General features: G+C 44.5%; 29 protein-coding genes and 1 tRNA gene. 22 read left to right on the top strand and 8 right to left on the bottom strand.

The window, feature by feature from the left end:
- Positions 1-152: 152 nt before the first annotated feature.
- Positions 153-335, bottom strand: coding sequence for a hypothetical protein (locus QZW47_RS27920; RefSeq protein WP_293134926.1), 183 nt, complete (start codon positions 333-335; stop codon positions 153-155).
- A 779-nt stretch (positions 336-1,114) separates the two neighbouring features.
- Positions 1,115-1,807, bottom strand: a complete 693-nt coding sequence (locus tag QZW47_RS27915) for a GDSL-type esterase/lipase family protein (RefSeq protein ID WP_293134923.1) — start codon at positions 1,805-1,807, stop codon at positions 1,115-1,117.
- An 80-nt stretch (positions 1,808-1,887) separates the two neighbouring features.
- Here QZW47_RS27915 and QZW47_RS27910 point away from each other — a divergent pair, with 80 nt between their 5' ends.
- The 6 genes from QZW47_RS27910 (at position 1,888) to QZW47_RS27885 (ending at position 5,181) form a co-directional block, all read left to right on the top strand.
- Positions 1,888-2,121, top strand: a complete 234-nt coding sequence (locus QZW47_RS27910) for a DNA-directed RNA polymerase subunit omega (RefSeq protein WP_293134920.1) — start codon at positions 1,888-1,890, stop codon at positions 2,119-2,121.
- A gap of 19 nt (positions 2,122-2,140) precedes the next feature.
- The gene (locus tag QZW47_RS27905) at positions 2,141-2,335 is read left to right on the top strand and encodes a hypothetical protein (protein ID WP_293134917.1); all 195 of its coding nucleotides are present in this window, start codon (positions 2,141-2,143) and stop codon (positions 2,333-2,335) included.
- 38 nt (positions 2,336-2,373) lie between these two features.
- Positions 2,374-3,021: a hypothetical protein gene (locus tag QZW47_RS27900; RefSeq protein WP_293134914.1), complete on the top strand. Its 648-nt coding sequence runs from the start codon at positions 2,374-2,376 to the stop codon at positions 3,019-3,021.
- Positions 3,022-3,330: 309 nt separating this feature from the next.
- A complete protein-coding gene (locus QZW47_RS27895; protein WP_293134911.1) occupies positions 3,331-3,696 on the top strand; it encodes a DUF1818 family protein in 366 nt (121 codons plus the stop codon).
- 37 nt (positions 3,697-3,733) lie between these two features.
- A tRNA-Pro gene (locus QZW47_RS27890) sits at positions 3,734-3,807 on the top strand.
- 246 nt (positions 3,808-4,053) lie between these two features.
- The gene (locus QZW47_RS27885; RefSeq protein WP_293134908.1) at positions 4,054-5,181 is read left to right on the top strand and encodes a tyrosine-type recombinase/integrase; all 1,128 of its coding nucleotides are present in this window, start codon (positions 4,054-4,056) and stop codon (positions 5,179-5,181) included.
- 197 nt (positions 5,182-5,378) lie between these two features.
- Here QZW47_RS27885 and QZW47_RS27880 read toward each other — a convergent pair whose 3' ends face one another.
- From QZW47_RS27880 to QZW47_RS27865, 4 genes are all read right to left on the bottom strand, one after another.
- Positions 5,379-5,546: an NblA/ycf18 family protein gene (locus tag QZW47_RS27880; protein ID WP_293134905.1), complete on the bottom strand. Its 168-nt coding sequence runs from the start codon at positions 5,544-5,546 to the stop codon at positions 5,379-5,381.
- Complete coding sequence (locus tag QZW47_RS27875; RefSeq protein WP_293134902.1) at positions 5,521-8,526, bottom strand: virulence-associated E family protein; 3,006 nt, start codon at positions 8,524-8,526, stop codon at positions 5,521-5,523. The genes QZW47_RS27880 and QZW47_RS27875 overlap by 26 nt, the downstream gene beginning before the upstream one ends.
- Before the next feature lie 67 nt (positions 8,527-8,593).
- A complete protein-coding gene (locus QZW47_RS27870) occupies positions 8,594-9,295 on the bottom strand; it encodes an exonuclease domain-containing protein (RefSeq protein ID WP_293134899.1) in 702 nt (233 codons plus the stop codon).
- A complete protein-coding gene (locus QZW47_RS27865) occupies positions 9,292-9,849 on the bottom strand; it encodes a hypothetical protein (protein ID WP_293134897.1) in 558 nt (185 codons plus the stop codon). The genes QZW47_RS27870 and QZW47_RS27865 overlap by 4 nt, the downstream gene beginning before the upstream one ends.
- 260 nt (positions 9,850-10,109) lie before the next feature.
- Here QZW47_RS27865 and QZW47_RS27860 point away from each other — a divergent pair, with 260 nt between their 5' ends.
- From QZW47_RS27860 to QZW47_RS27790, 16 genes are all read left to right on the top strand, one after another.
- A complete protein-coding gene (locus tag QZW47_RS27860) occupies positions 10,110-10,424 on the top strand; it encodes a hypothetical protein (protein WP_293134894.1) in 315 nt (104 codons plus the stop codon).
- A gap of 119 nt (positions 10,425-10,543) precedes the next feature.
- Complete coding sequence (locus QZW47_RS27855) at positions 10,544-11,047, top strand: hypothetical protein (protein WP_293134891.1); 504 nt, start codon at positions 10,544-10,546, stop codon at positions 11,045-11,047.
- A gap of 40 nt (positions 11,048-11,087) precedes the next feature.
- Positions 11,088-12,140 (top strand): hypothetical protein, encoded by a 1,053-nt coding sequence (locus QZW47_RS27850; protein WP_293134888.1) that lies wholly within the window; start codon positions 11,088-11,090, stop codon positions 12,138-12,140.
- A gap of 69 nt (positions 12,141-12,209) precedes the next feature.
- Positions 12,210-13,754 (top strand): AAA family ATPase, encoded by a 1,545-nt coding sequence (locus QZW47_RS27845; RefSeq protein ID WP_293134885.1) that lies wholly within the window; start codon positions 12,210-12,212, stop codon positions 13,752-13,754.
- Between the two features lie 15 nt (positions 13,755-13,769).
- Positions 13,770-14,015, top strand: a complete 246-nt coding sequence (locus QZW47_RS27840) for a hypothetical protein (RefSeq protein WP_293134882.1) — start codon at positions 13,770-13,772, stop codon at positions 14,013-14,015.
- On the top strand, positions 14,002-14,565 hold the full coding sequence (locus tag QZW47_RS27835) for a hypothetical protein (RefSeq protein ID WP_293134879.1): 564 nt from the start codon (positions 14,002-14,004) through the stop codon (positions 14,563-14,565). The genes QZW47_RS27840 and QZW47_RS27835 overlap by 14 nt, the downstream gene beginning before the upstream one ends.
- Positions 14,566-14,597: 32 nt before the next feature.
- On the top strand, positions 14,598-14,906 hold the full coding sequence (locus QZW47_RS27830; protein WP_293134876.1) for a hypothetical protein: 309 nt from the start codon (positions 14,598-14,600) through the stop codon (positions 14,904-14,906).
- The gene (locus tag QZW47_RS30260; RefSeq protein WP_366930937.1) at positions 14,903-15,136 is read left to right on the top strand and encodes an HNH endonuclease; all 234 of its coding nucleotides are present in this window, start codon (positions 14,903-14,905) and stop codon (positions 15,134-15,136) included. The genes QZW47_RS27830 and QZW47_RS30260 overlap by 4 nt, the downstream gene beginning before the upstream one ends.
- Before the next feature lie 84 nt (positions 15,137-15,220).
- Complete coding sequence (locus tag QZW47_RS27825) at positions 15,221-15,562, top strand: hypothetical protein (RefSeq protein ID WP_293134873.1); 342 nt, start codon at positions 15,221-15,223, stop codon at positions 15,560-15,562.
- Between the two features lie 73 nt (positions 15,563-15,635).
- Entirely contained in the window at positions 15,636-15,872 is a 237-nt protein-coding gene (locus QZW47_RS27820; protein ID WP_293134870.1) for a hypothetical protein, read from the top strand.
- Positions 15,873-16,346, top strand: coding sequence for a hypothetical protein (locus tag QZW47_RS27815; protein WP_293134867.1), 474 nt, complete (start codon positions 15,873-15,875; stop codon positions 16,344-16,346).
- Positions 16,343-16,627: a DUF2997 domain-containing protein gene (locus tag QZW47_RS27810; RefSeq protein WP_293134864.1), complete on the top strand. Its 285-nt coding sequence runs from the start codon at positions 16,343-16,345 to the stop codon at positions 16,625-16,627. Before QZW47_RS27815 ends, QZW47_RS27810 begins: the two co-directional genes overlap by 4 nt.
- Complete coding sequence (locus QZW47_RS27805) at positions 16,599-17,231, top strand: DUF1257 domain-containing protein (RefSeq protein ID WP_293134861.1); 633 nt, start codon at positions 16,599-16,601, stop codon at positions 17,229-17,231. Before QZW47_RS27810 ends, QZW47_RS27805 begins: the two co-directional genes overlap by 29 nt.
- Entirely contained in the window at positions 17,231-17,623 is a 393-nt protein-coding gene (locus QZW47_RS27800; protein ID WP_293134858.1) for a hypothetical protein, read from the top strand. Before QZW47_RS27805 ends, QZW47_RS27800 begins: the two co-directional genes overlap by 1 nt.
- Before the next feature lie 115 nt (positions 17,624-17,738).
- Positions 17,739-18,563: a hypothetical protein gene (locus tag QZW47_RS27795; RefSeq protein ID WP_293134855.1), complete on the top strand. Its 825-nt coding sequence runs from the start codon at positions 17,739-17,741 to the stop codon at positions 18,561-18,563.
- 131 nt (positions 18,564-18,694) lie between these two features.
- A complete protein-coding gene (locus tag QZW47_RS27790; RefSeq protein ID WP_293134852.1) occupies positions 18,695-19,180 on the top strand; it encodes a hypothetical protein in 486 nt (161 codons plus the stop codon).
- A gap of 81 nt (positions 19,181-19,261) precedes the next feature.
- Here the strand turns inward: QZW47_RS27790 and QZW47_RS27785 are convergent, their stop codons facing one another.
- Entirely contained in the window at positions 19,262-19,480 is a 219-nt protein-coding gene (locus QZW47_RS27785; protein WP_293134849.1) for a hypothetical protein, read from the bottom strand.
- A gap of 34 nt (positions 19,481-19,514) precedes the next feature.
- Entirely contained in the window at positions 19,515-21,860 is a 2,346-nt protein-coding gene (locus QZW47_RS27780) for a hypothetical protein (protein WP_293134846.1), read from the bottom strand.
- Positions 21,861-21,942: the final 82 nt, after the last annotated feature.

The following is a 21,942-nucleotide window of genomic DNA, read 5'->3' as shown; positions in this document are numbered from 1 at the left end:
AGCGATATTTGATGGATGCTACCTAGAAATTAGCTAGAAATTTATCACCTACACATTAAGCTAGCTCAACGGCTAGGATGAACTAAATAGGTTAAATACCTAGAATATATCTAGAAATCTGGTTAGTGATGGCTGAAATTATTGGTAAATCGTTAAATGCGCTCTTTGTGAAAATCTTGAATAAAGTCTTTTGCCCAATAGTTATTATTAACGTCGGAAAAAGCTGTTTGAGCAAAAGCAGGCATGGGAGCGAGCATCTGCGCTGCGCTTGGGGCAACGGTTGCCAATGTTAATATAACAGATGTGCCGAATTTAATGCGTTGAAATACTGACATTTTTGATACTCCAATTTCCACAAGTTTTTTATTGAGAAAAAAGCAAGCCTTTGTCCGGCTATTTATCGTTGATTGATTCTTGCCTAGCTTGCTCTTGCACTCAGTGATGTCATCATTATTAAATGCTTTGATTTATCGTGATGGGAAGATACGGTCTTTTAAAATAAATATTTTTCTGCTAGTTGGTCGATTTTAAAATGCTTAAAATGCTTAAAATGCTTAAAATGCTTAAAATGCTTAAACTCCTTATCTACCTGGAACTTATGCAGGAATTGTCCAGAAATTCTATAGGTATGGTTCGCAGAATATCGCTTTTTAGGTAAGTGTATAGGACGCACGGGTGTCCAGAAACCGGGTTTTTTAGCACAAGGCGGGCTGTGACGAAGGGTTGCTGTGAAAAAACCCGGTTTCTTGATTAGCCCTGCATCCTATACTCACAACTGACAACAGATATCCTTCGCGATCGACTAACCCCAGTAAGATTTGTTCGTAGTGCGTCCTGGCGTCCGCAGAATGAAAGCGGACGCCAGGACGCACTACGAACCTTTTTTTTGTTGTAGTAACAGACACAACATGATATGACCAATGACAACTGACTAATGACCAATGACCAATGACCAATGACAACTGACAACTGACAACTGACTAATGACTAATGACTAATGACCAATGACCAATGACCAATGACCAATGACCACCCTTCGGCTTCGCGAGCGGGCAAGATGACCAATGACCAATGACCACCCTTCGGCTTCGCGAGCGGGCGAGATGACCAATGACTAATGACTAATAGCGACTAACGGTTCCCAACTTGTCACATCTTCAAACAAACATTGATAGCCGGCTGCATTGGGATGCAGACCATCGGAAGTTAGACAGGAACGACACCAAATATTACCGCGAGCGATCCATTTATCAAAAATATCTAAATAGGGAATTCCCCGCGACTGACAAGCTAACTTTGTCGCTTCTTTATAGCGATATTGGTCGGCGTGATTGTAATACAAACAATCTTGAAAAGGCATTTTGCTTTCATCCACCGGCACCATCCCGACAAATATCACCGGACAAAGTTGTTGCGATAAATTTAACAAATTATCCAAAACAGTTTTAAAATGTTCAAACTCAGTATAACTGCGCCCGTTAGGCGATTGCACTCTCGCCGAGTCGTTGAGGCCTACTGAAAGAATAATCGCATCGGGGACGCGGTTTCTGAGCTCGCCCCGGTGGCGAAACTCGTTTTCGAGCCGCTGGGCGACTTGATAGGCGCGATCGCCCCGAACGCCCAAATTGTATAAAACGTGTCCTGCACTCTCGGGTAACATCCACTGGCGCCGCAATCTTTCCACCCAACCACCGCCCGCACCGTCGCCAAAACCGTAGATTAGGCTGTCGCCAAAAGCAACCAATTTGAGGGGATGAGAATTGATCCGATGCAAGTGACCGAAGGAGTAGGCTGTTGCTGCCTGCATAAGCAATGTTACTCAGTTAATAATTTATGAATCTTGACATAGTAAACTAGAATGTAACTTTAGATAAAGTAGGTAGTCTCATGGTTAAGCGTCCAACCTTCGATTCAACTCAGCTAACCCGTCGGGCGGAAGAGTTGATCAGTGCTGCATCCAACCGCTATCGGATTACGGTGCAGGTAGCGAACCGCGCCAAACGCCGCCGCTATGAAGATTTTGACAATATGGACGACCATCAAATGATGAAACCTGTGATGCGGGCGATATTTGAGATGTCGGACGAACTCACTCAGCCGGAAATTATCGGAGATATCTAGACTTGGGGAGTTTTGAGTTTTGGATCGCCAATTGCGAGCAATTTTTGTTAATTCAAAACTCAAAACTTTCAGCCACCAGACTTGCACGCAACGAGGAAAAATCAGGCTGATTTTATATAATGTCTATGGCGGTGCGCCACGCTTGCGATCGCGAGTCGGGACGATCGCCCTTACAAAAAAGCAAGATAGAGATGCTCGCTCTGCTGGCGACTAGGTTTATAAAATTATTCTAATTGATAAATTATTAAAATAGTGAAAAAATTAAAGCTGGGCTTGACTTTTCTGTTCGTTACTTTAATTGTAGCGATTTTCACGCTTTTGAATTGGGTATTGGAATCGGGCGAACTGAGTTTGTTGGCTTTGGAACCTTCGCGGCTGCTCCCTTCTAATTTAGCGGTGGTGGATCTGGTTGCTCAACAATCGGCGCCGCAGCAATTGAGGGCGCAAGATGCTTGGAAATTTGTGTATGAAAAATTGCCGGATTTGCCGATCGAGAATAACTACATTTCTAAGGAAACCGGAAAAGTCGATCCCAATAATACATTAGTCGGGCGATTGATTCGGTATCACGTGTTTGTCAAAGGAAGGCCGACGAATTACCGCTTTGATTGGAAGTTGAGTTTAGCTGACTATTTGGGGGCGACTCCCGATTATTTGGTGGAAAACGTGTATCCTGGAAACGACGTTTTGCGAGAAAATCCGATGGAACGCGATCGCACTGCTATTCAAAGCTTAAATCGTAGACAGCGGGATGCTTTGGTTCAAGCTTTGGTTGATGTGTTTACCGAAAATTCTGGCCGTGGAGGGCCACCGGCGGCGGGAACAAAACCACAAGGGCGCGAGACTTCCCCCGAAATACCGCAGCCCCAGCCGGGAGATGCGAAGTTGCTGACACCGTAAGCTTTTCCGAGGCCCAGAAACCGGGTTTTTGGCAAATCTGCGGGGTACAACAAAGTATTTTCGCAAAAAACCAGGTTTCTCGACACAGCGGTTAACTGTTGACAGTTGACAGTTGACTTCGGAGTGCGAAGTTTTTAGGCAGGGGATTTAAGCCCCTGCCTAAAAACAATCCACCTAAAGGTGGGGGCTTAAATCCCCTGTGATGACGGTAAGTTCAGCCAATCAATCAATGCAATCCAATCAATCAATGCAATCCAACCAATCAATCAATCAATCTAAAATCTAAAATCTAAAATCCAAAATCGCCTCATGGAACGTGTAATTAAGACGGGTGTTGGCTGGCGTTTGGGATGGAACCCCAACGCCGAGGAGTTTAAGGGCTTGGTGGCTGGTGAGGGTTGGGCGATCGAACTCACCGAAGCCGAGTTAAACGATTTTTGCCGGTTGTTGGGACAGTTGGCGGCTGCGATGAGTCAAATGGCGTCTGAGCTCATGGACGAGGAAAAAATCGCCATTGAAGCCGAAAGCGACTTGTTGTGGCTGGAGTTAGAAGGCTATCCCGAAGCTTACAGCGTGCAGTTGATCCTGAATGCTGGCCGGAGATGCGAGGGTTTTTGGCCGGCGCGGAGTGCGCCCGGTTTGGTGGAGGCGGCAAAAGTTTTAAAAGTTTTTTGACATTTTGAGGAATTCCATGTTAAGCTGTTAAAGGTGTCGGGGCGTAGCGCAGCTTGGTAGCGCACCACTTTGGGGTAGTGGGGGTCGCACGTTCAAATCGTGTCGCTCCGATTAATAAAACCTTCTCTCTGAGAGGGTTTTGTTGTTTTTACAGGTTTTCGGCTAAATTTGACATTCTCAATAAGGGGTGACAGACTATGACAATCCCTGACAAATTTTGCGATAAAACAGCGATACGCTTATCTGGCAAGGATTCCACATTTTTATTAGTCTCGATCGAGCTTAGCTTTTAAACACTCTTTTAAAAATTTGTCTTTAGTTTGTAAAAACTAAAAAACTCAAAAATGTACCAGTAATATGACAAGTGGCACAGTTAGAATCGAAGTTTTCAAAAACAGACTCCGGTTAGCGTGGTCGTGGCGAGGCAAAAGATTCTGGTTATATATTGGGCTGCCTGAGACTTTTGCTAATCGAAAGGCAGCCGAAATCAAAGCTCGGCAGATTGAACTCGACATTGCCAGCGAGAATTTCGATCCATCCCTTGTCAAGTACAAGCCCCAGCAACAGCAGTCCCTAGCAGTTACAGAACTGTGGGAAAAATTTAGCGATTACAAGAAACGGCAGATTGCCAAGACAACGCTTACCAAGTACAAGGGATTTAGCGGTCAACTAACTGATTTTTTTAAAAATAAAATAGCGATCGGCATCACAGAAGCCACAGCCGAAAAATTCCGCGACTGGCTGGCAAAAAAGCTAGAGCCGGTAACAGTGCGGGAGCGGATAGTGATGCTGAATGCTTGCTGGGAGTGGGCAATTAAAAGAAAGCTGCTGACCGAGAACCCGTGGGCGGATATCAAAATCGTGGTGCCGCCGAAACAGCGCCCGCAACCTTTCACGGCGATCGAGATTTCTCAGATTGTAGGCTTGTTTCGCTCTGATCCAAACTTCAGCCACTATGCTGATTACGTAGAATTCAAATTTGGCACTGGGCTGCGAACTGGTGAGACAGCGGCGTTGCTTTGGCGACACTGTTCCGTTGACTGTGCGGGGATTTGGATAGGAGAAAGCATCAGCGGTGGCGATCGCAAATCCACCAAAACCAACAAAGCCCGCACCGTTCCGCTCACTCCACGATTGCAGCAAATATTACTTTGGAGGCGATGGGACGCTAATTCAAGTGAGCCAATTTTTACCAGCCCCGAAGGCAAGCTGATTGACCCTAAAAACTTCTGCAAGCGGTACTGGAAGCCTGCTCTAGCTGAATTGGGGATTGAGTACCGCAGACCCTACACCACCCGGCACACGCTAATCTCTCATGGACTGGAGGCTGGCATGAACCCAGTAGCGATCGCCTCGCTGACAGGGCATGATGTGCGAACGCTCTATGAAAACTATGCCGGTCTGGTTAACCTGCCACAGTTACCGGATATTTTGCCTGCTTTTTCTTCTGATTTTCAGGTCGATCAGCAAGACATCGATCGATAAGTTTTTGATGATCTGGGTGAGCAATCTCACCACCACAAATCACCAAATTCTCCAGTAATTGTTGATTGTAAAGAACTTTTCCGCTGGGATTTCTACCCCAATGAATCCCTTGTAAAAGCTTGTTTTGTTGTCGGTAGCGAAGTAAAGTTCGATCGCTGCACCCCAGGATATAACAGGCTTTGCGGACATCAATGTAATTAATTTCCATTTTTGAGCAAGTCCTTAATAATGTTGTTTTTGACCATTGATTGGCGCATTAATTCAATCAGCAAGCGTTGAGCTTCTTCTAAAGAAATATTTTTGACTTGCTGACTGTACACTTGCAGCCTAAATTCCTGCTCACAGGTCAGTTTTAGTTGGTTCATTTTCTTGCAACTTGATTTTGATTAATTCGCCAATTCGATCGCGCACCACCTCAGATTCGCCTTGTAGCCACAAGAGCACTGCTTCAGCACCATGTTTCTGACCGGGTTCATTCCAGCCAAAAAGTTGAGTTACAAGCGATTGCGTGTTGGGAAAGTACACATCCCACCAAATCTCCGCTATGGAGCGCATGGTTTGCGCTTCTTCTTCAGTAATCCCGGCGGTGTTGGAAAGCTCAGATTCACCAACCAGTAAGGCTTTAAAAGCTTCTTGCTCACCATCAGCAAGAGCAGCCCACACCCGCGCCCGATCGGCATTACCACTCGCGCAAACTTCGCGCAGAGTCGATTGGATTGCTTTTGCTGTTTCGGTATCTGATTCGTGAATCGCTGATCGAATGAACTCCACCAGTTCAGCTTCAATTTCAACCTGATCTACCTCTGATCCACCCTGCACTACCTCATTATCTTGAGGTGGTGTTTCTTCAATCCCTTTCCCTGACTGATTCTGATCTACCTGATCTACCTGATCTACCTTTTTGCCCAAACTTATCTGAGTTGGCAAAAATCCTAAAGTAGTTTTTTGAGTTTCAGCCATGTCCTGAGATAAGAGAAAATCTTTTTCTTTACTTTTAGGTAGATCAGGTAGATCCGGCGGAAAAGGCAAAGGCTGTAACGTTGATATAGCTGGATTGTTGGGGTGATCTACTTTGTGATCTACCTCGGTGTTTTGAGGTAGATCAGACACATTTTGAGGTAGATCCGGGCAATCTGGAACCCAAACTCTTATTCTTTTTTCGCCCATTGCTCGGATATTTTTGCTCCAGCCCATCACTTTGAGAATGGAAGCTACCCGCATCTGGTGCGATCGATCTTGTCGATCGAGGTCGATCCGAAGGTGGTCGAGAATGTCGCTAGTCCGAATCCACTCCCGATTTTCGATGAAACTAGATATCGATTCTTCCCAAGGATCTGAGCTTCTAAATTCTGCTGCGATCGCCTCAGCTACCAATTCCTGATCATCATTCAAATAACAGAGTTCACCGGCGTAATAAGCCGCGACTGCTGCACCCCAAATGGCATCGCGTTCTTCGGCGAGTCGGCTGGTGTCAATTTTCTTGCTTACTGGGATTACCCAGAATCGCCGTGCACCCGTCGGGTCTACCAAAAATTCATCTTGGTTCGTGGTAGCCACAATTATGCTGGGACGAGGTAGATCCTGAATATCCCTGCCATACGGCGGTCGAATCATGTCGGTTTTAGATGTCACAAATGCCTTGGCGGCAGATGCGTCTTTTTTTCCGAAGATCCGCTCTAGCTCTGACCACTCGATAAACCACGATCGGTGTAGCTTCAGGCGCTCATCTTTTTCAGATGCAGCACCCATTGAGTCGTCGAAATACTCGCCTGCAAGAATATTGAAGAAACTTGATTTTTTGTATCCTTGTTTGCCGTGCAAAATTAACGCTGTGTCTACTTTGCAGCCGGGAACTAGGGCTCGATTAACTGCTGCGATTAGAGTTTTCCTGATGAAAGTCGTGTAGATGTCTCCACTCACTCCGAAATAAGTTTCAGAGATGCGATCGAGTATCGAAGTGTCCATGCAGAAAGGTAACGATCGCAGGTATTCTGCTACTGGTGAATACTCATTCTGTTCTGCAACTTCGGCGATAATATCCTGGATATCTTCGCGTCCTGATTTCAGAAGCAACCCATGCCTGACTGCCAGTTGCAATTTGGCTCGATCGAGTGACACAGGTTTGCCATCAACTTCGATTCTTTTTGATAGTTTGTTCAGGCGAATTCGACTACCAAAAACTTTGACGACTTTGTTGTAATCCTGAATCAGTTTGTCATCCGATTCCAAGATTCGATTGTCTGCTGAAACTGATTTTTCTGTTTCGGGAGGCTTGGTTTGATTTTGAGATTTTGACACTGGATTAGTCTGCTTCCAGTACCAAGCTTTAATGCAGTTTTCCAACGCTTCAGGAGAGAGATTGTGGCTGATGCTGGAAACCTGAGATTTTGATGATGCCGATCGCCAAATCTGCTCCCATTCTTTCTCGCCCCAACCTCCACCGCTGGCGCAGCGACGGCAAGCATCGGTAAATAATGTGTAAGCTGCATCGTTGGTAATTTGTCCTGCACGATCGAACTCGGTAGCTGTGCCGAGCAAATCACGAGCCAATGCCGCCATTGTGGTATTGCGTAGGGTTTGCACCCCCGACAGTGCATCGCGGGATTTCCGAGATAACCCAATTTCTAAAGGCACGGCGATCGGCACCGGCAGAACAACTTTTTTCCAAGCTGGTTCTTTTTTGGTCTCAGGCTCAGTCGGGGGAATCTCGGGCTGTGCCGGAGAAACCAAATTTATCAGGCGATCGCACAATTCACCGTAGCTGTAGCGAATTCTCGAATCTTGGACTATCTCAGATTTCACCGGTTCGCGCCCCGGCTTAACGTGCCATCCTCCGGCTAGGCGAAAAACACGGCTAGGATTTTTGTTGCTCTTGTCTGCCCCCATTGCAGTAATGAGTAAGGTTTGCAGTTCCCGCCACTGTTCCACTGCGATCGGTTCGTCAAATACCCAGTAAGGCTGCATGGACTTATCGCCACTGTACACCGTGAATGTGGGCTCAACAAACCCAATTTCTTCCCACTTCAAAGATTGTTCGGCTAGGGAGATATCATCCCATTCGCAGAAAACTGCACAGCACTGTTTGATGTCGCCGTCGGTGTGTCCGCCACCGGCGCCGTTGACTACCACGTAGACGCCGCGACCGTCATCCTGATGTTTTTCGATCGCATTCCAATCAAGATTTGAGAGTTTGCGCCCTTTGTCAGCATCTTTTCGTGGGTCTAAACTGTGGTAAAAAAATCTCAGAAATACCCCCTCGCTGCGATTGTAGCCGAGGTATCGAAGATGGGTTGTTGTTTGTTCGCGATCTACTACGTGGGCTGTATTAACGATTTTGATGCTCATGTTTTGTTGGTAACTGGACAATAATTAGAGGCGCAAGTAATTTAAACTCACAACAGAAATAGGTTTGTTATTCTGACAAAATCGCAGCGTCAAAATTTAGCGACTTTAGATATTCGTCACATTCCTTGACTTTTTTGACCCATATTTTTCGCTTTGCATCCCAACGAAAACCCGCAGATTTTGCTAAGTCTTTGTCGGCGTAACTTACTAATGCTTGAAGTTCGAGGATTGGTGAGTTCGATCGTTCGATCGCAGAATCAATCATTTCTTGTAGGTTTGGCGCACGATTCATGCACTCCACAAGTAGTCGAACATCATCGGCTGCGCGATGTGCTGTGCTAATTCCGATTCCCATCCACAGTGCCAAATCAATCAATTTGTACCCGCCATAGACATTCACCCTCGTGTAGCCCCAGTCAAAGTCTTGCATGGCACAAAGCCAGCGCTGTTTACCAATGAGTGCGTCAATTCGTGGTGCATCAAACTCGGCGTTGAAGGCTACACAGTAATCTGATGCTGCTGCCATTACTTTGAATACAGCTAACGACTGTTCATAAAATTTTTGTGATGCTCTGGTCAAATCTGGTGAGATGCCGTTAATTTCAATCGCATTGTTGGCGATGGTTATCGGCAGCAAAGTGGAAATACTGGCGATCGAACCTGTGCTTTGTTTGCTTGTGCCAACTTGATATAAAGTTCCGGCAATCTCACAAACTTGGTCGGTATCTGCTGTACCTGTGGTTTCTGTGTCGATTACAAAAAGTTTCATTTTTTCAATCTGTAGAGATATGGTTGACAATCTGTGATGATTTCCACGCTTCCTGCAATAGCTAGTTTTTTCAGCAACAAGGAAATCCACGGCACATCAACTGTGGCAAAGTGATTTGCTAGCTCATAAGCGCTAATAGGCTTACGAGATAGTTTTGCTAGCAGTTGTTGCTCGATCGGCTCAGCTTCCAAGGGGATGCCTTTTTTTCTCACTCTGCGGGCTACTATTGCTGTTCTTTGCCAATCCCAGTTGAGGATTTTGGCGATTGGCTTAATCCAATATTTGCCAATTCCTTGATTTTTGAATTCCTCAAAAGCTTCAATCAATAATTTTTCTTCTTCCAGTAAAGATGAGTTGTAGCTGACTCTTGTGTATTTGCCCGCTTTCGGATTAACAAAATTCTGAGTGGGTATTTCTGCGGGTTTTACTTTTGGCAAAAGTTTGTGACAGTCGGCGCAGAACTTTCCGTCGATTAGTTGCCTGAATTTCTGGGTGCCGATGCGTCTACGGCATCCGAGACACCATCCTGTGATATTTGATACTTTCGTTGGCATTTTTTTTATTTTGTTGATTTTGCTGAACTATGGCGATAAGCATTTCCGGCGTATTTTGCGACTTGAGTGCTAGAGATTTCTTAGCGATAATTGTGTTGTTGCCATAAATCACCAGTTGTGGGTTAGGCAGATCATGTCGATCGCTTTTTCTTACCTACGTGGTTCTATGGAGCTAAAAAAGAAACAGACTCAACTGTAATTTGGGATCTGTTAACTTGTTCATCATTTTGCTTGACAAATTGTCAGTCAGTTAGTATCATATGGTTAGTCAACAGAAAAGTCAAGGGAGCAATTCACCATTGCTTGAATTATTTGAAAAAGCAAAAATTAAGTACGGATGCAATTCCTGGGAAGAGTTCGCAGCCTTGATTAGCTTGAAATCAGGTGATCAAGTATCTGCAAATACATTTAGGAGATGTATTAAATCTGGAAAAAAAGGCTGGTTTAAGCTTTCTTTAAGCCTTGTTCAATGGGATGCTATGGCTGAAATAACAGATATTTCTGTCAAAGAGCTTCCTAGAGTTTCTAGTCAGGAAGTTTTTGAATCAACCAATTCAGATGTAATAGATCACTGAGTTTAAAGTCAAGCAAACACCGCACAGTAACTAACATTCGCCTTGATTTGATCAGCGGGCGTGTTGTACGGCAAAACTGTCGAATAGTCAACCAAATTACACATTAGTCCTTTGTTTTTATGATGGACACGCAATCTCTTTGTCAAAATTTCCAAGAAATAGATGTATTTTGCCTTCCATCAGTTGCCTTTGAGAATCGACGACAACTGCCTAACGAATCAGGGGTGTACTTTTTCATTGTTCCCTTTTTTGACAACAAGGTCATTTATTACATCGGGTCTACTTTCAATTTGAAACTAAGGCTCAATGCAGGTCACGAACAAATGAAGCGCATTCCGAATAAGTCAAAACTTACTATTGCTTATCTAAAAGTTCCTGGTTTTAATCGTCAGAACTTTCATGCTTTAAGAGTTTTAGAAGAGATGTTGATCGAAAGGTTTAATCCGATCTTCAATAAAAGAGGAAAATGGCATTGCCTTAATCCCAAAGAAACACGATCGATGACGTTGACCATTACAGCCAATGCCTGGGAAAGCCTTTCTAAGGCAGCAAAGGATGCCGGATGTCGCTCGATCGAGACATTCCTAGAAAAAGTTTTTGAGATTGATTCAGCTCAAAAATGAACAAATTATAGGTAAACACCCTTTAACTGGAGATAAGCACATGGCTAAACTACCAACAGCATTTACAACCCTTGAATTACAAGGGTTTGACATCGAGCAAAAGCAACAGCACACAGCCATCACTAGAGAAATGATTGATGTAGCTTGTGCTGTTTTGCAGAAGAATCGGCTAGGAATTGTGAGCCGATCGGTACAATCAGCGCTCAAGCATATCTATGGAATCGGCGGAAGTACCGATGTAATTTGCCAATTACTTAGAGAGTGGCGGGCAGAGAATCTGGCTTCTTTGAAGCAAGGCAGAAGTGAAAAAGACTTAGCCTCAACAATTCTGGAAGCGACTAACGACGGTTTGCTTGAAGAGTCAGATATTCCTGAAGAATACTTAGCAGTGATGCGTCAGATGGCGATCGCCGGTTATCAGTTGGCTTACCAAAAAGCTGATACCAGTGTTTCGGGCGATCGTATGAAAATGCTATCCCAAGAAAATGCTGCAATGCAGCAGCAACTGAAGGATTTTCCTCAGTTGGAGGTGCAACTGAGCTTTTACAAGTCAGAATATGAGCGCCAGCGCACAGAATTGCGTGAAGCTTACATGAACTTGAATAAGCAGCAGCTAGCGGATTCCGATACTTTCAGGCAGCAGCTAGAAAATCTAGGCACAGAACGCAACGATTTACGGACTTCGCTGTTGATTGCTGAAGGAAAGTTAGCGGAACTAGGGAGTTTAGAACTGAAAGAGCGCGATCGAACATTAGAACTAGCTCGTATCAACGGTCAGCTTGAGCAAAAGCAGGTAGAGATTAGCGGTTTGCATGGTGAAATTCAATCACTGCAAACGGTTGTTGGTGCTAAAAGTGCGATCGAATCCCAGCTAGTTACCCTGAAGGCACAACTCAAGGAAGCTAACGAAACTATTACTCGCTTGCAATCCCAACAAAAAGCTACATCTGCTTTGGAAGTTGATGTCGATGTTGATTCATTACAAACAGCCAATGAGAGTTTAGCGGCAGAAGTGAGTAATTTGCAGGCTCAGTTGCAAGAGTTTCAATCAGGTTCAGGCAAGAAAAGCAAAGCAGTAGCAAATAGCAAGTAATGATTCTGCTATCCAGAAGCAAAGTAATGTTTTGCTTTTGGATAGCACTTTTAGTTTAGGGTGAAAAGTATGAGCGTCAAACAAGAATTGGAATTAATGTTAACCGCGCGATACCCACTGTTGTATGTGGTGAGTGCAGAGGAAGAAGTAGCAGAAGAGGCATTGCTAGATGTGGCGCAGTCTCGAAAGTCGCAGATTTATTTCTGGGATTTTGCTCGTGGCTGGAGCGACAAAGAAGGCGCTGACAAAGGCAACCCGATGGCGGCATTAGCTCGCGTTGGCAAAGCGTCAGGAGATGTGGGAAGTTTGTTTGTGCTCAAAGATGTGGCAACTCTCATAGCGCCAGGGGTTAATGGGCAGATTGCAGCGGGGCAGTTGCCGATCGTCCGCGAGATTAAAAATCTGGCACGGGAGATGGCACGCGATCGACGATGTTTAGTTTTGATATCAGAACAGTTGCGGTTGCCGATCGAATTGCGCGAAGAAACAACCGTCGTGGACTTCAGTTTGCCCAGCATCGAGGAGATATCTGAGCAAGTTAATTTGCTGGTTGGGAAGAAACTGAAACTAACAGATTCAGAGAAAGAACAACTGCTAAAAGCCTGTCAGGGCTTGACTCGGTGCCGGATAGCCCGGGTGCTAGCAAAGTGTCTAGCGCGTAGTGGGAAAGTGGATGAAAGTGCGATCGCATTCATCATCGAAGAAAAGCGCCAGACTATCCGCGAGACTGGGATTCTCGAATTTATTCCTGTTCAGCAGGGCTTAGAATCTGTGGGCGGATTGGAGAATTTAAAGCAGTGGGTGAGGGTGCGATCGCACTCATTCTCAGACAAAGCCCGCGAGTATGGCTTACCTGCTCCCAAGGGTTTGTTGCTAGCCGGCATTCAAGGAACCGGGAAATCTCTGTCAGCCAAAACCATTGCTGCTGAGTGGCAGTTACCGTTGCTGCGATTGGATATAGGGAAGTTGTTTGGCGGCATTGTTGGGGAATCAGAATCAAGAATTCGGCAAGTTATCAAGTTAGCGGAGGCGATAGCTCCGTGCATTTTGTTTATTGATGAAGCAGACAAAGCCTTTGCAAATATCACCAGTGGAAGTGACGGCGACTCGGGGACTTCTCGGCGGGTATTCGGAACGTTACTAACCTGGATGCAGGAAAAAACGGCACCGGTATTCGTGGTAATGACCGCTAACAATGTTGAGGTATTGCCCGCCGAATTGTTACGTAAAGGGCGCTTGGATGAGTTATTTTTTGTTCACTTGCCAACAGAGTCAGAAAGAGAAGCAATATTTCAAGTTCATCTGAGTCGTCTGAGACCCGATCGCCTCAAAGATTTTGACCTTAAATCACTGGCTCAAAAAAGCAAAGATTTCTCTGGTGCTGAGATTGAGCAAGTTATCTACGAAGCTATGCAATCTGCATTTAGCTGCGAACGAGATTTCACATCAGATGACATTTTGGATGCAATCGCTAGCTGTGTTCCGTTGGCTAAAATTGCACAGCCACAGATTGATGCTTTGAAAAGTTGGGCTGTACGATCGGGTGCTAAGTCTGCATCGGTTGAGGAAGTTGTCGATAAAAAAATTAGTGCTTCGCTTTTAGTTGTTGATTAACTAGCAGGTATTTCGATGCAAAAGTACGCAATTTGTTACGTTCGCTATTCAATCGGAGAAGCAACCGAAAATAGCGAAATCATATGGCTCACTGATTCACCCTTGGGCTGGGTCAGTGAACTTGAAGATGTCAGAATCTTTGACGATCGAAGTGAAGCTGAAAACTTCATGAATCAAGGTACAACCAAGGCTGAATGTTTGAATCTGGTAACAATCAACTGGCATGAAGAGTTTGCGGAAGAAGAAAATGAGAAGAGCTAACGATTTTTACCCTACCGAATCAGCCGTTACCAAGGTTCTTGTTGAGAAAGTTTCAGCACTAAGTATGGCAAAAACCATACTTGAACCATGTGCTGGGGATGGTGCAATTAGCAACATTTTCAGAAACATGGGAATAGATGTTACCACCAACGATATCGATTTGAATCACTCCACGAATTATGATGATTGCGCGAAAGTGCGAACGAATTGGGAAAAGTGGCAAGAAGAAAACGGTGCTTTTGACTGGGTTATAACCAATCCACCATTCAACCAAGCTCACGCAATCTTACCTTTTGCTTATGAATACTCCCAAGTAGGAGTGGCTTTTTTGTTGAGGCTCAGTTACTTGGAGCCAGCGCAAAATCGAGGTGAATGGCTTCGATCGCACTCTTCAAAGCTAACTAACCTAATAATTCTTGGTCAGCCTCGACCAAGTTTCACTGGCAATGGCGGAACAGATTCATGCACCGTGGCGTGGATGGTTTGGCGTAAGGAACCACGAACCGATACCGATACGATAGTTGATTTTGTAACTAATTGGAAAAACTAGCGCTTTTGGCGGTTTGCTACCGCCATTTAACCATGCAACAGTGTAATTTAAGCTTTGGTTGGTTGGTTCGATGCAGGAGAGAGAATGATGGATTAACTCAGAAAGGACTTTGCTCGATACTGAAAAATCATTACGATATTTTGGTGACTCCAGAGCAAATTGAAGACATAGAAAATAACATCGCGATCGCACAAAACTCTGCCGTTGAAACTTTCAATAGCTATTTCATTGATAGTATTTGTGAATTGCTAGAAATCGTTCGCCTCGATTTAATCGCACTTGGGCTGACCAAATTCTTGAGCAAGAAAAACCAAAAGATTCTCACAAAACTTAAACAGTGAAATACAAAGTAGTCTACTTGCATCGGGTAATTGCTGAACAAAATCTTGGTCGATCGCTCAGACAAGGCGAAATTGTCCATCATCTTGACGAAGATAAAACTAATAATTCACCCGAAAACTTGATCGTTTGCTCAAGCGCATCAGTTCACCGACAGTATCATCGTAAAAACTTACGACAGAAACTTGAGCCTGATCGTTGTTTAATCCAATTTGGTGATTTGTGGCTATAAATCAATGGTTTGCTTTATATCAAATCAAGCCAGTAGTGCTTCGCTTTTGGATAGTGATGTTTTAGTTTTGAAGGAATTAACGAGATGTTTTACGTTTTAATCAACCAACAAGGTATCACTGCTCACGAAGTGAATGAAATGATCACCTTGAAAATGATGCAAAATCTGGTGGGTTTTGAAGGGGAACCAGCTTACATCGAAGTGGCTTCTTATCGGAATTATTCTGATAAGTCGATCGCTATGATTTGTGATGATGAGTTTTTGCGAAAAGACTACAACCCAACTTGTTACACCATCGAAGGTAACATTATTCATGGACAAGTGTTAGTTTTAGGGATTGACAAAGCTAATGAGGATTTTGGCTTGCTTACGCTAGCACAAGTAGAAATTGTCAAACGAGAAACAAAACTATGTAAGAAGAGATAGAAAGTAATGTTCATTGCCACCGTTTCGCCCAGAGGTGGCAATCAAATTGATTTATTGGCAACAGAACAAAACTATGAAAAGCATTTTCTATCGATGGTATGAACCTGAGGGTTATCACAAATTTACCCTTGAGAATACAGAAGCTTGGGATGATTTTCCCGGCAATCAATTCAAAATCTGTGTCTATCTTGAAGGAGAATTATTGGCATCAAGTACAATCGACGCTCATAAAACTTACAATCCCCGTCGGACTGCCGACACAATGGCGATCGACTGGTTTGAGGAACTAAGGGCTAAGGGCGCAAAATAAATGAAAAAACACTTTTGGCTTGCTGTAACAATTGCAGTAGTTGGTTGTCAACCAACTACTAAACCTGAATACCAAATTACTCAGGAAACTAAATCTGACCAAGATGAATATCAGGAAGAAGCTTATCCGATTAAATCGAGGCGAACGGTCAACAAGAGGAAAAATACTTTGAAAAACAAGCCAAAAAAACTCAACCGAAATGACATGAGGACTTATCCAGTCCAGCAAAACCCCTGCTTAACTTGTCCCTTCGCAGGGAAAAAGCCATTGCAATTGTCTGCCAAAAGTATGGAGGAGTATATTGAGAATTTGCTGGGACAAGGACAGCATATTTGCCATAGTTCTGATAACACAATGATTTGTCGTGGTGGTCGATCGATACAACTTCGATGGTTGTGTGCGATCAGGATGCTAGATGAACCAACTGATGCTGCGTTCGATCGAGCAGTTGAAGATGCTTTGAAAAACAGTTGATTAGTTTTTCTGCCCGCGTACCACCTCAAAGTCGGAGTGCGCGGGCTTGCCGGATACTGATTCCCGGCTATTTGCAACCAATGCAATATTACAAAATTGAACTCACCATTAACAAAGATGGAACTATTACCGAGAAAGTTCTTGCCTCTGGCACTGCTTGTACTGCAATGACTGAGGAATTAGAAAAAGCGTTGGGTGAAGTTCTTGCTCAAGAACTTTTGCCAGAGGCTCAAAATACTGAGGAAATTCAAGATGAAACTATTGCAATACTTGGTTTATGAAGGCGAAGAAACTCCGCCCAATAACTTGCCGTTAGTATTTGAATACGTTGGTCAAGTTTATCGTTGGTGCGATAATCCAGGTGTTTTTGTTGAAGAAAATGAACTGAAGGAAATTCTTAAATCGAATAAAACTGGTAATCCGATCGAGCAAATCTTTGAATGTATCGAACCACCTAACCTATCAGAAATAGATATGTCACACTTGACCCACGTCAAAACTCAAATCAAAAACCCGATTGTTCTCGAACAAGTGCTCAACCAAATGATTGCTAACGGTCTTAGCGGTATTCTCACAGGAGCAAGCCTCGATTGTAACGCTGACATTCATGACCCTTTCGGCAACAGCAAACTTGCCGAGTTTGTAATCAGGCGCAAACAAAGCTACCAAGGTGGCTATGATTTCGGCTTTAAACTGGTTGAAGACAAGTTTGAGTTTTTGACACGCGACGGCAGTAAAAGGGATTCTCAAAAGTTCATGGAGGCACTGCTGCCTTGGTATGCGCGAGAAAATGCGATCGCAGCTTTAATCGCTCAAGGATTTGAGATTGAATCTCAGATTGAAGAAGATGGCACAGTTAAAATAGTTGCTGGGAAATGGAGCTAATGACAAGAGGATTTGCTAGAGACCCATGGCAGGAAATGTCACAATCACGCATTGAATCGAGAAAGCTTTTAGCAGCAGATTTTGGGATTTTTCCAATAAACTGCAAGAGATTTTTTCATAACACACACTACTATGTGATGTGTTTTGAGCAACAAACAGAATGGGGAACGATCGACCATTTGATGATTGCCGATCACAAAGGCAAAAAAATTAATGATCATTGGCAGTTTTTGCAACGGGTAAAGAATGAAATCATGGGTGAAGAAAGACTGGCGATCGAAATCTATCCACCATCAAATGATTTAATTGACCAGGTAAATGCTTATCACCTGTGGGTATTGCCAGAGGGGTTTAAGTTGCCCTTTGGTCTTAATCCTGGTTGGGCTAGTTAATGCTTCGGCTTCGCGAGCAGGCGAGATGACTAATGACTTAGCTGGTTGAGGTAATTCTCAGCCAGCTTCTTTGTTCTAAAGTCAGGTTAGAATAGAGAAAAGTTTGGTAACTAGAATGGTTTCTAAACCTCAATTAGCCTACAATTACAGTCCAGTTAGAGATTACAAAATATCTGGTTGGTACAGCAGTCCCAAACTCGATGGTGTTCGGTGTTTGTACATCCCCGGTCAAGGCTTGATGAGTCGTACTCTCAAACTGAAATATGTGGGTTTGGGACACATAGAAAGTCTTTGTTACCAGGGGACAAACACCATCTTAGACGGCGAGTTGTATATTCCCGGTGAAAAGTTCGATCGTATTTCAGGAATCGCCCGTGACACAAAAGACATCAACTTCGATGACAAAAAGCGGATGCAGTTTCATGTATTTGCACAAATTATCAAAGATTACAATTTTGTAAATACTGAATTGATGATTGAGTCAATATCTGAATCAATCCCTGATAATCAGTCAATTCTTGTTCCAGTTTCCTATACTTACGTTGCGAATAATCCTGTAGCAATTCAAGCACAGAATCAACTAAACGCTACTGCTGGTTTTCCTGAAGGAACTATGCTCAGGCATCCGTTTGTGGCTTATCGAGAGGGGCGATCGCATGACCTACTCAAAGTTAAAAACTTTGTTAAATCTAACTTTGTCATCACTGGATTTGTGAGGGGAAAAGGTAAATATGCCAAAAGCTTAGGAAACTTAGTTGTTGCTGGATTAGTTGGTGGGGTGGTAATTACTTCCAATGTTGGTACTGGATTTACAGATGCTCAGCGCCAGGAACTTTGGGATAATCAAGCTCAATATCTTGGTGAGGACGTAAAGATAATTTATCTGGGTGTAACTGATGGCAAAAAGTTACGGCATCCGGTATTCTTGAATTTTGTCTAAACAAAAACAACGCCTGGAAGTGAGGCGTTGCATGAGCAATATGGGAGAAATGTAATTCAATTATACCAGGCTTTCGATCGATAATTATTAAATAAGATGATACAATTGAGTTGCTGCTCAATTTAAAAACTATGACTGCAACTGTTACTTTGTCTACAGCAAGCTTAATCGTATCCAACTTACGATCGATTATCAAAGATTATAACTACTGGGGAACCTCTGAATCAGATTCGCCTCTGTCTATTCGGCGAACGAAATCACTGACTGATGCTCAGATTTTGGTTGCGGATGCTGCGATGCGCCGAAAAGTCGGCGGTGCAAATTATCAAGTGCCAAGTAATCGATCGATCGCTTGCAAAACTTTGCTAGAAGTTTTTACCCCTTTGGTGGAAAGTAGCAAATCAGAAATCTCGGCAGTAATGGGGACAATCGAAAATTTGCGATTGCCTGCTGAATCCTTAGAATTTTACGTACAACTTTACTCAACTTTTCAGCAACTTACTGAAACAAAAGTCTGTTTCGTGGACGCGCCAAACGATGCTTTTGTGGGGTTGTTTATCACTGGTAAAACAACCGATGAAATTGTAGTAGCTCAGGCTCTGCTAGTTCAAACCTAAGTTCTGACTGACACTTAAGCAAAAATTAAAAAACAACGTCTGGAGCAGAGACGTTGTTTTTTAATTTTTACCTAATTGGCATTAACTGTCTTCAATGGTCAAGCAAAGCTTAACCTTTCCCCAGCCAATACAAATCGAGAAATCTTCAGCGAGCATTCGCGAATCAACCTCGCCTAGGCGAGTGACAATTTGTTGAGCTTCCGATAGCAAAACATGAGCGCGTTTTTGAACGATTGCGGATTTTTCGACAGGTTCTTGAAAGTTCATCGGTTCTTTTGTTTGGGTAAATTCGATCGGCATAAATGACCTCGCAACTAACTAATTTTACCATTAATTATTCGTGCCAAACTAAAATCTTGAAAGTCATCTGTTGCCCAATATTGAAAGCACCTGGTCGGATAATGATTCGGATTGCGCTACTGCCAGCACCAAATGTAAAATCGTAAGTCCCTGCGCTTGGTATCTGACCAGAAGGATTAATTATTGGGGAGCTAGGGTTAACAACCCAGTTAGCTGCACTGTTACTCATATGACAAGTTCCGGTAATGCCTAGAATTTGCCACGAACCAAAATTTAACGGAATTTGGATAAAATCGGTTCCGTTGTAGGTTAAAGGAAAATTTATTTGAGTGCATTTAGGACCCGGAGCCGAAGCGCCTTGCTGAGCTAAAAGCATCCAATTTGGGCTGACACCCGGCAAAGTATTAGTGTTTGCAACCACAGCAACATAACTGCTGCCGTTGTAAGAAATGGCATCTGATGGTAAATAAGCAGTTGTTGCTGCCCAAGTACCGCGCCAACGAATAGAATCACCTTTGATACCTTGCAATCCGATCGCACCTTGTGGCCCTTGAACACCCATTGCACCAGTTGCACCCTGGGCTGCTAATAAATTCCAGCTTGAACTGGTAGCCGGAATTGAGTTTGTGTTGGCGACAGTGCAAATGTAGCTACTACCGTTGTGCGCTACGCAATCTCTCGGAGCATAAGCAGTTGTTGCTGCCCAAGTACCGCGCCAGTTAATACCGACTTCGCCTCGATCGCCCTTGACACCAGGTTGACCAGTTGCTCCCTGAATACCCTGAACGCCAGCGTCACCGCGATCGCCTTTTGCTCCCGCTGCCCCGGTTGCGCCAGTATTTCCTGGAATTCCACGCTCGCCCGGAATTCCCTGAGTGCCAGTCAAACCTCGCTCGCCGGTTAACCCACGTTGTCCAGGGATTCCCTGGGCACCAGTATCGCCTTTTTCTCCTTTTTCTCCTTTTTCGCCCGACGCGCCCACTGCGCCCACTGCGCCAGTTTCACCACGTTCGCCACGTTCGCCACGTTCACCACGTTCACCTTTTATTCCTTGAATCCCTTGTAAACCTTGAATTCCATCAGCGCCCGCAGCGCCACATTCACCTTGTAAACCTTGAATTCCATCAGCGCCCGCAGCGCCACGTTCCCCACGTTCCCCGCGATCGCCAGTTAATCCTGTTTCTCCTCGATCGCCTTTGCTTCCGATCTGACCAGTTGCACCATTCGCGCCGATTGCGCCGACTTCTCCACGCTCGCCCTGAATACCCTGAATACCCTGAATACCCTGAATACCCTGAATGCCACGCTCTCCCGGTTCTCCTTGAATTCCATCAGCGCCGTCTGTACCAGTTGCACCAACTTCGCCAACATCACCTCGATCGCCTTTACTCCCAGTGGCGCCGACTTCTCCACGTTCGCCCTGAATGCCAGCTTCACCACGTTCACCGCGATCGCCGATGATACCTTGCAATCCCTGAATTCCTTGTTCTCCTTGAATTCCATCAGCGCCGTCTGCACCGCGTTCACCACGTTCGCCAGTTAATCCAGTGTCACCTCGATCACCTGTGCTTCCGGTCTGACCAGTTGCGCCAACATCACCTCGATCGCCCTGAATACCTTGAATGCCCTCAATGCCATCAGCGCCGCGTTCACCACGTTCACCACGTTCACCAATTTCACCACGTTCGCCCTGGATGCCCTGAATTCCAGTTGCACCGATTCCCCCCGGCATTCCTTGCACTCCATCCATACCCGGTGTACCAGCTTCACCGCGTTCACCGCGTTCACCATTCGCACCAGTTGCGCCGATTATGCCCGGTTCACCACGATCGCCTCGAACACCAGTTAAGCCGCGTTCACCAGGTTCTCCAGCAATACCTTGTAATCCGATAGCGCCAGTTTCACCTTTTTCACCCTTCAAATCAACAGTATTTCCCCAAGTACCATCAGGATTCTCAAATTGCAATGCCGTCTTGTCCCAACGATGTTTTGCTATCACAAAATCGTCATCCAAAATAATTAACCGGGCAGCCACAATTGCTCCAGCCGTAGCACCCCCAGTAAAAGTATTCAATGTGAGAGGGAGAACTTCATCGCCTTCGACAAAATCATCGTTAACAATTACAAAATCACAAAATTTTGTACCTGATTCACCCGCAGCCCAGCTTAAGGTTTGGTTGGTTCCAGTTCCGTGAGGTACGATGTAATCTAAATTTCTAGCAGCTCGTGCAGGTGCTGTACTGGTGCTGTTATTGACTCTGCCACTTACAGTACCTACTGCACCTTCCGATCGAGTAACTCCAACCCTTGCGGTAATCCAAGTGCCATCCTCACGCACTTTGTACTCAGGCAATGTAAAGCTTAATTTTCCGGCTGACATATTTTTTTTAATCAATTACTCACTAAGTATAACAACAAAAAGGAGCCACATTGACTCCTTTGTATAACGTTTTTAACTGTCT

The organism is Microcoleus sp. bin38.metabat.b11b12b14.051, from assembly GCF_013299165.1.
Classification (GTDB): Bacteria; Cyanobacteriota; Cyanobacteriia; order Cyanobacteriales; family Microcoleaceae; genus Microcoleus.
Note: the sequence above shows the minus strand (reverse complement) of the source record. Positions and strands in the feature narration are given on the sequence as shown.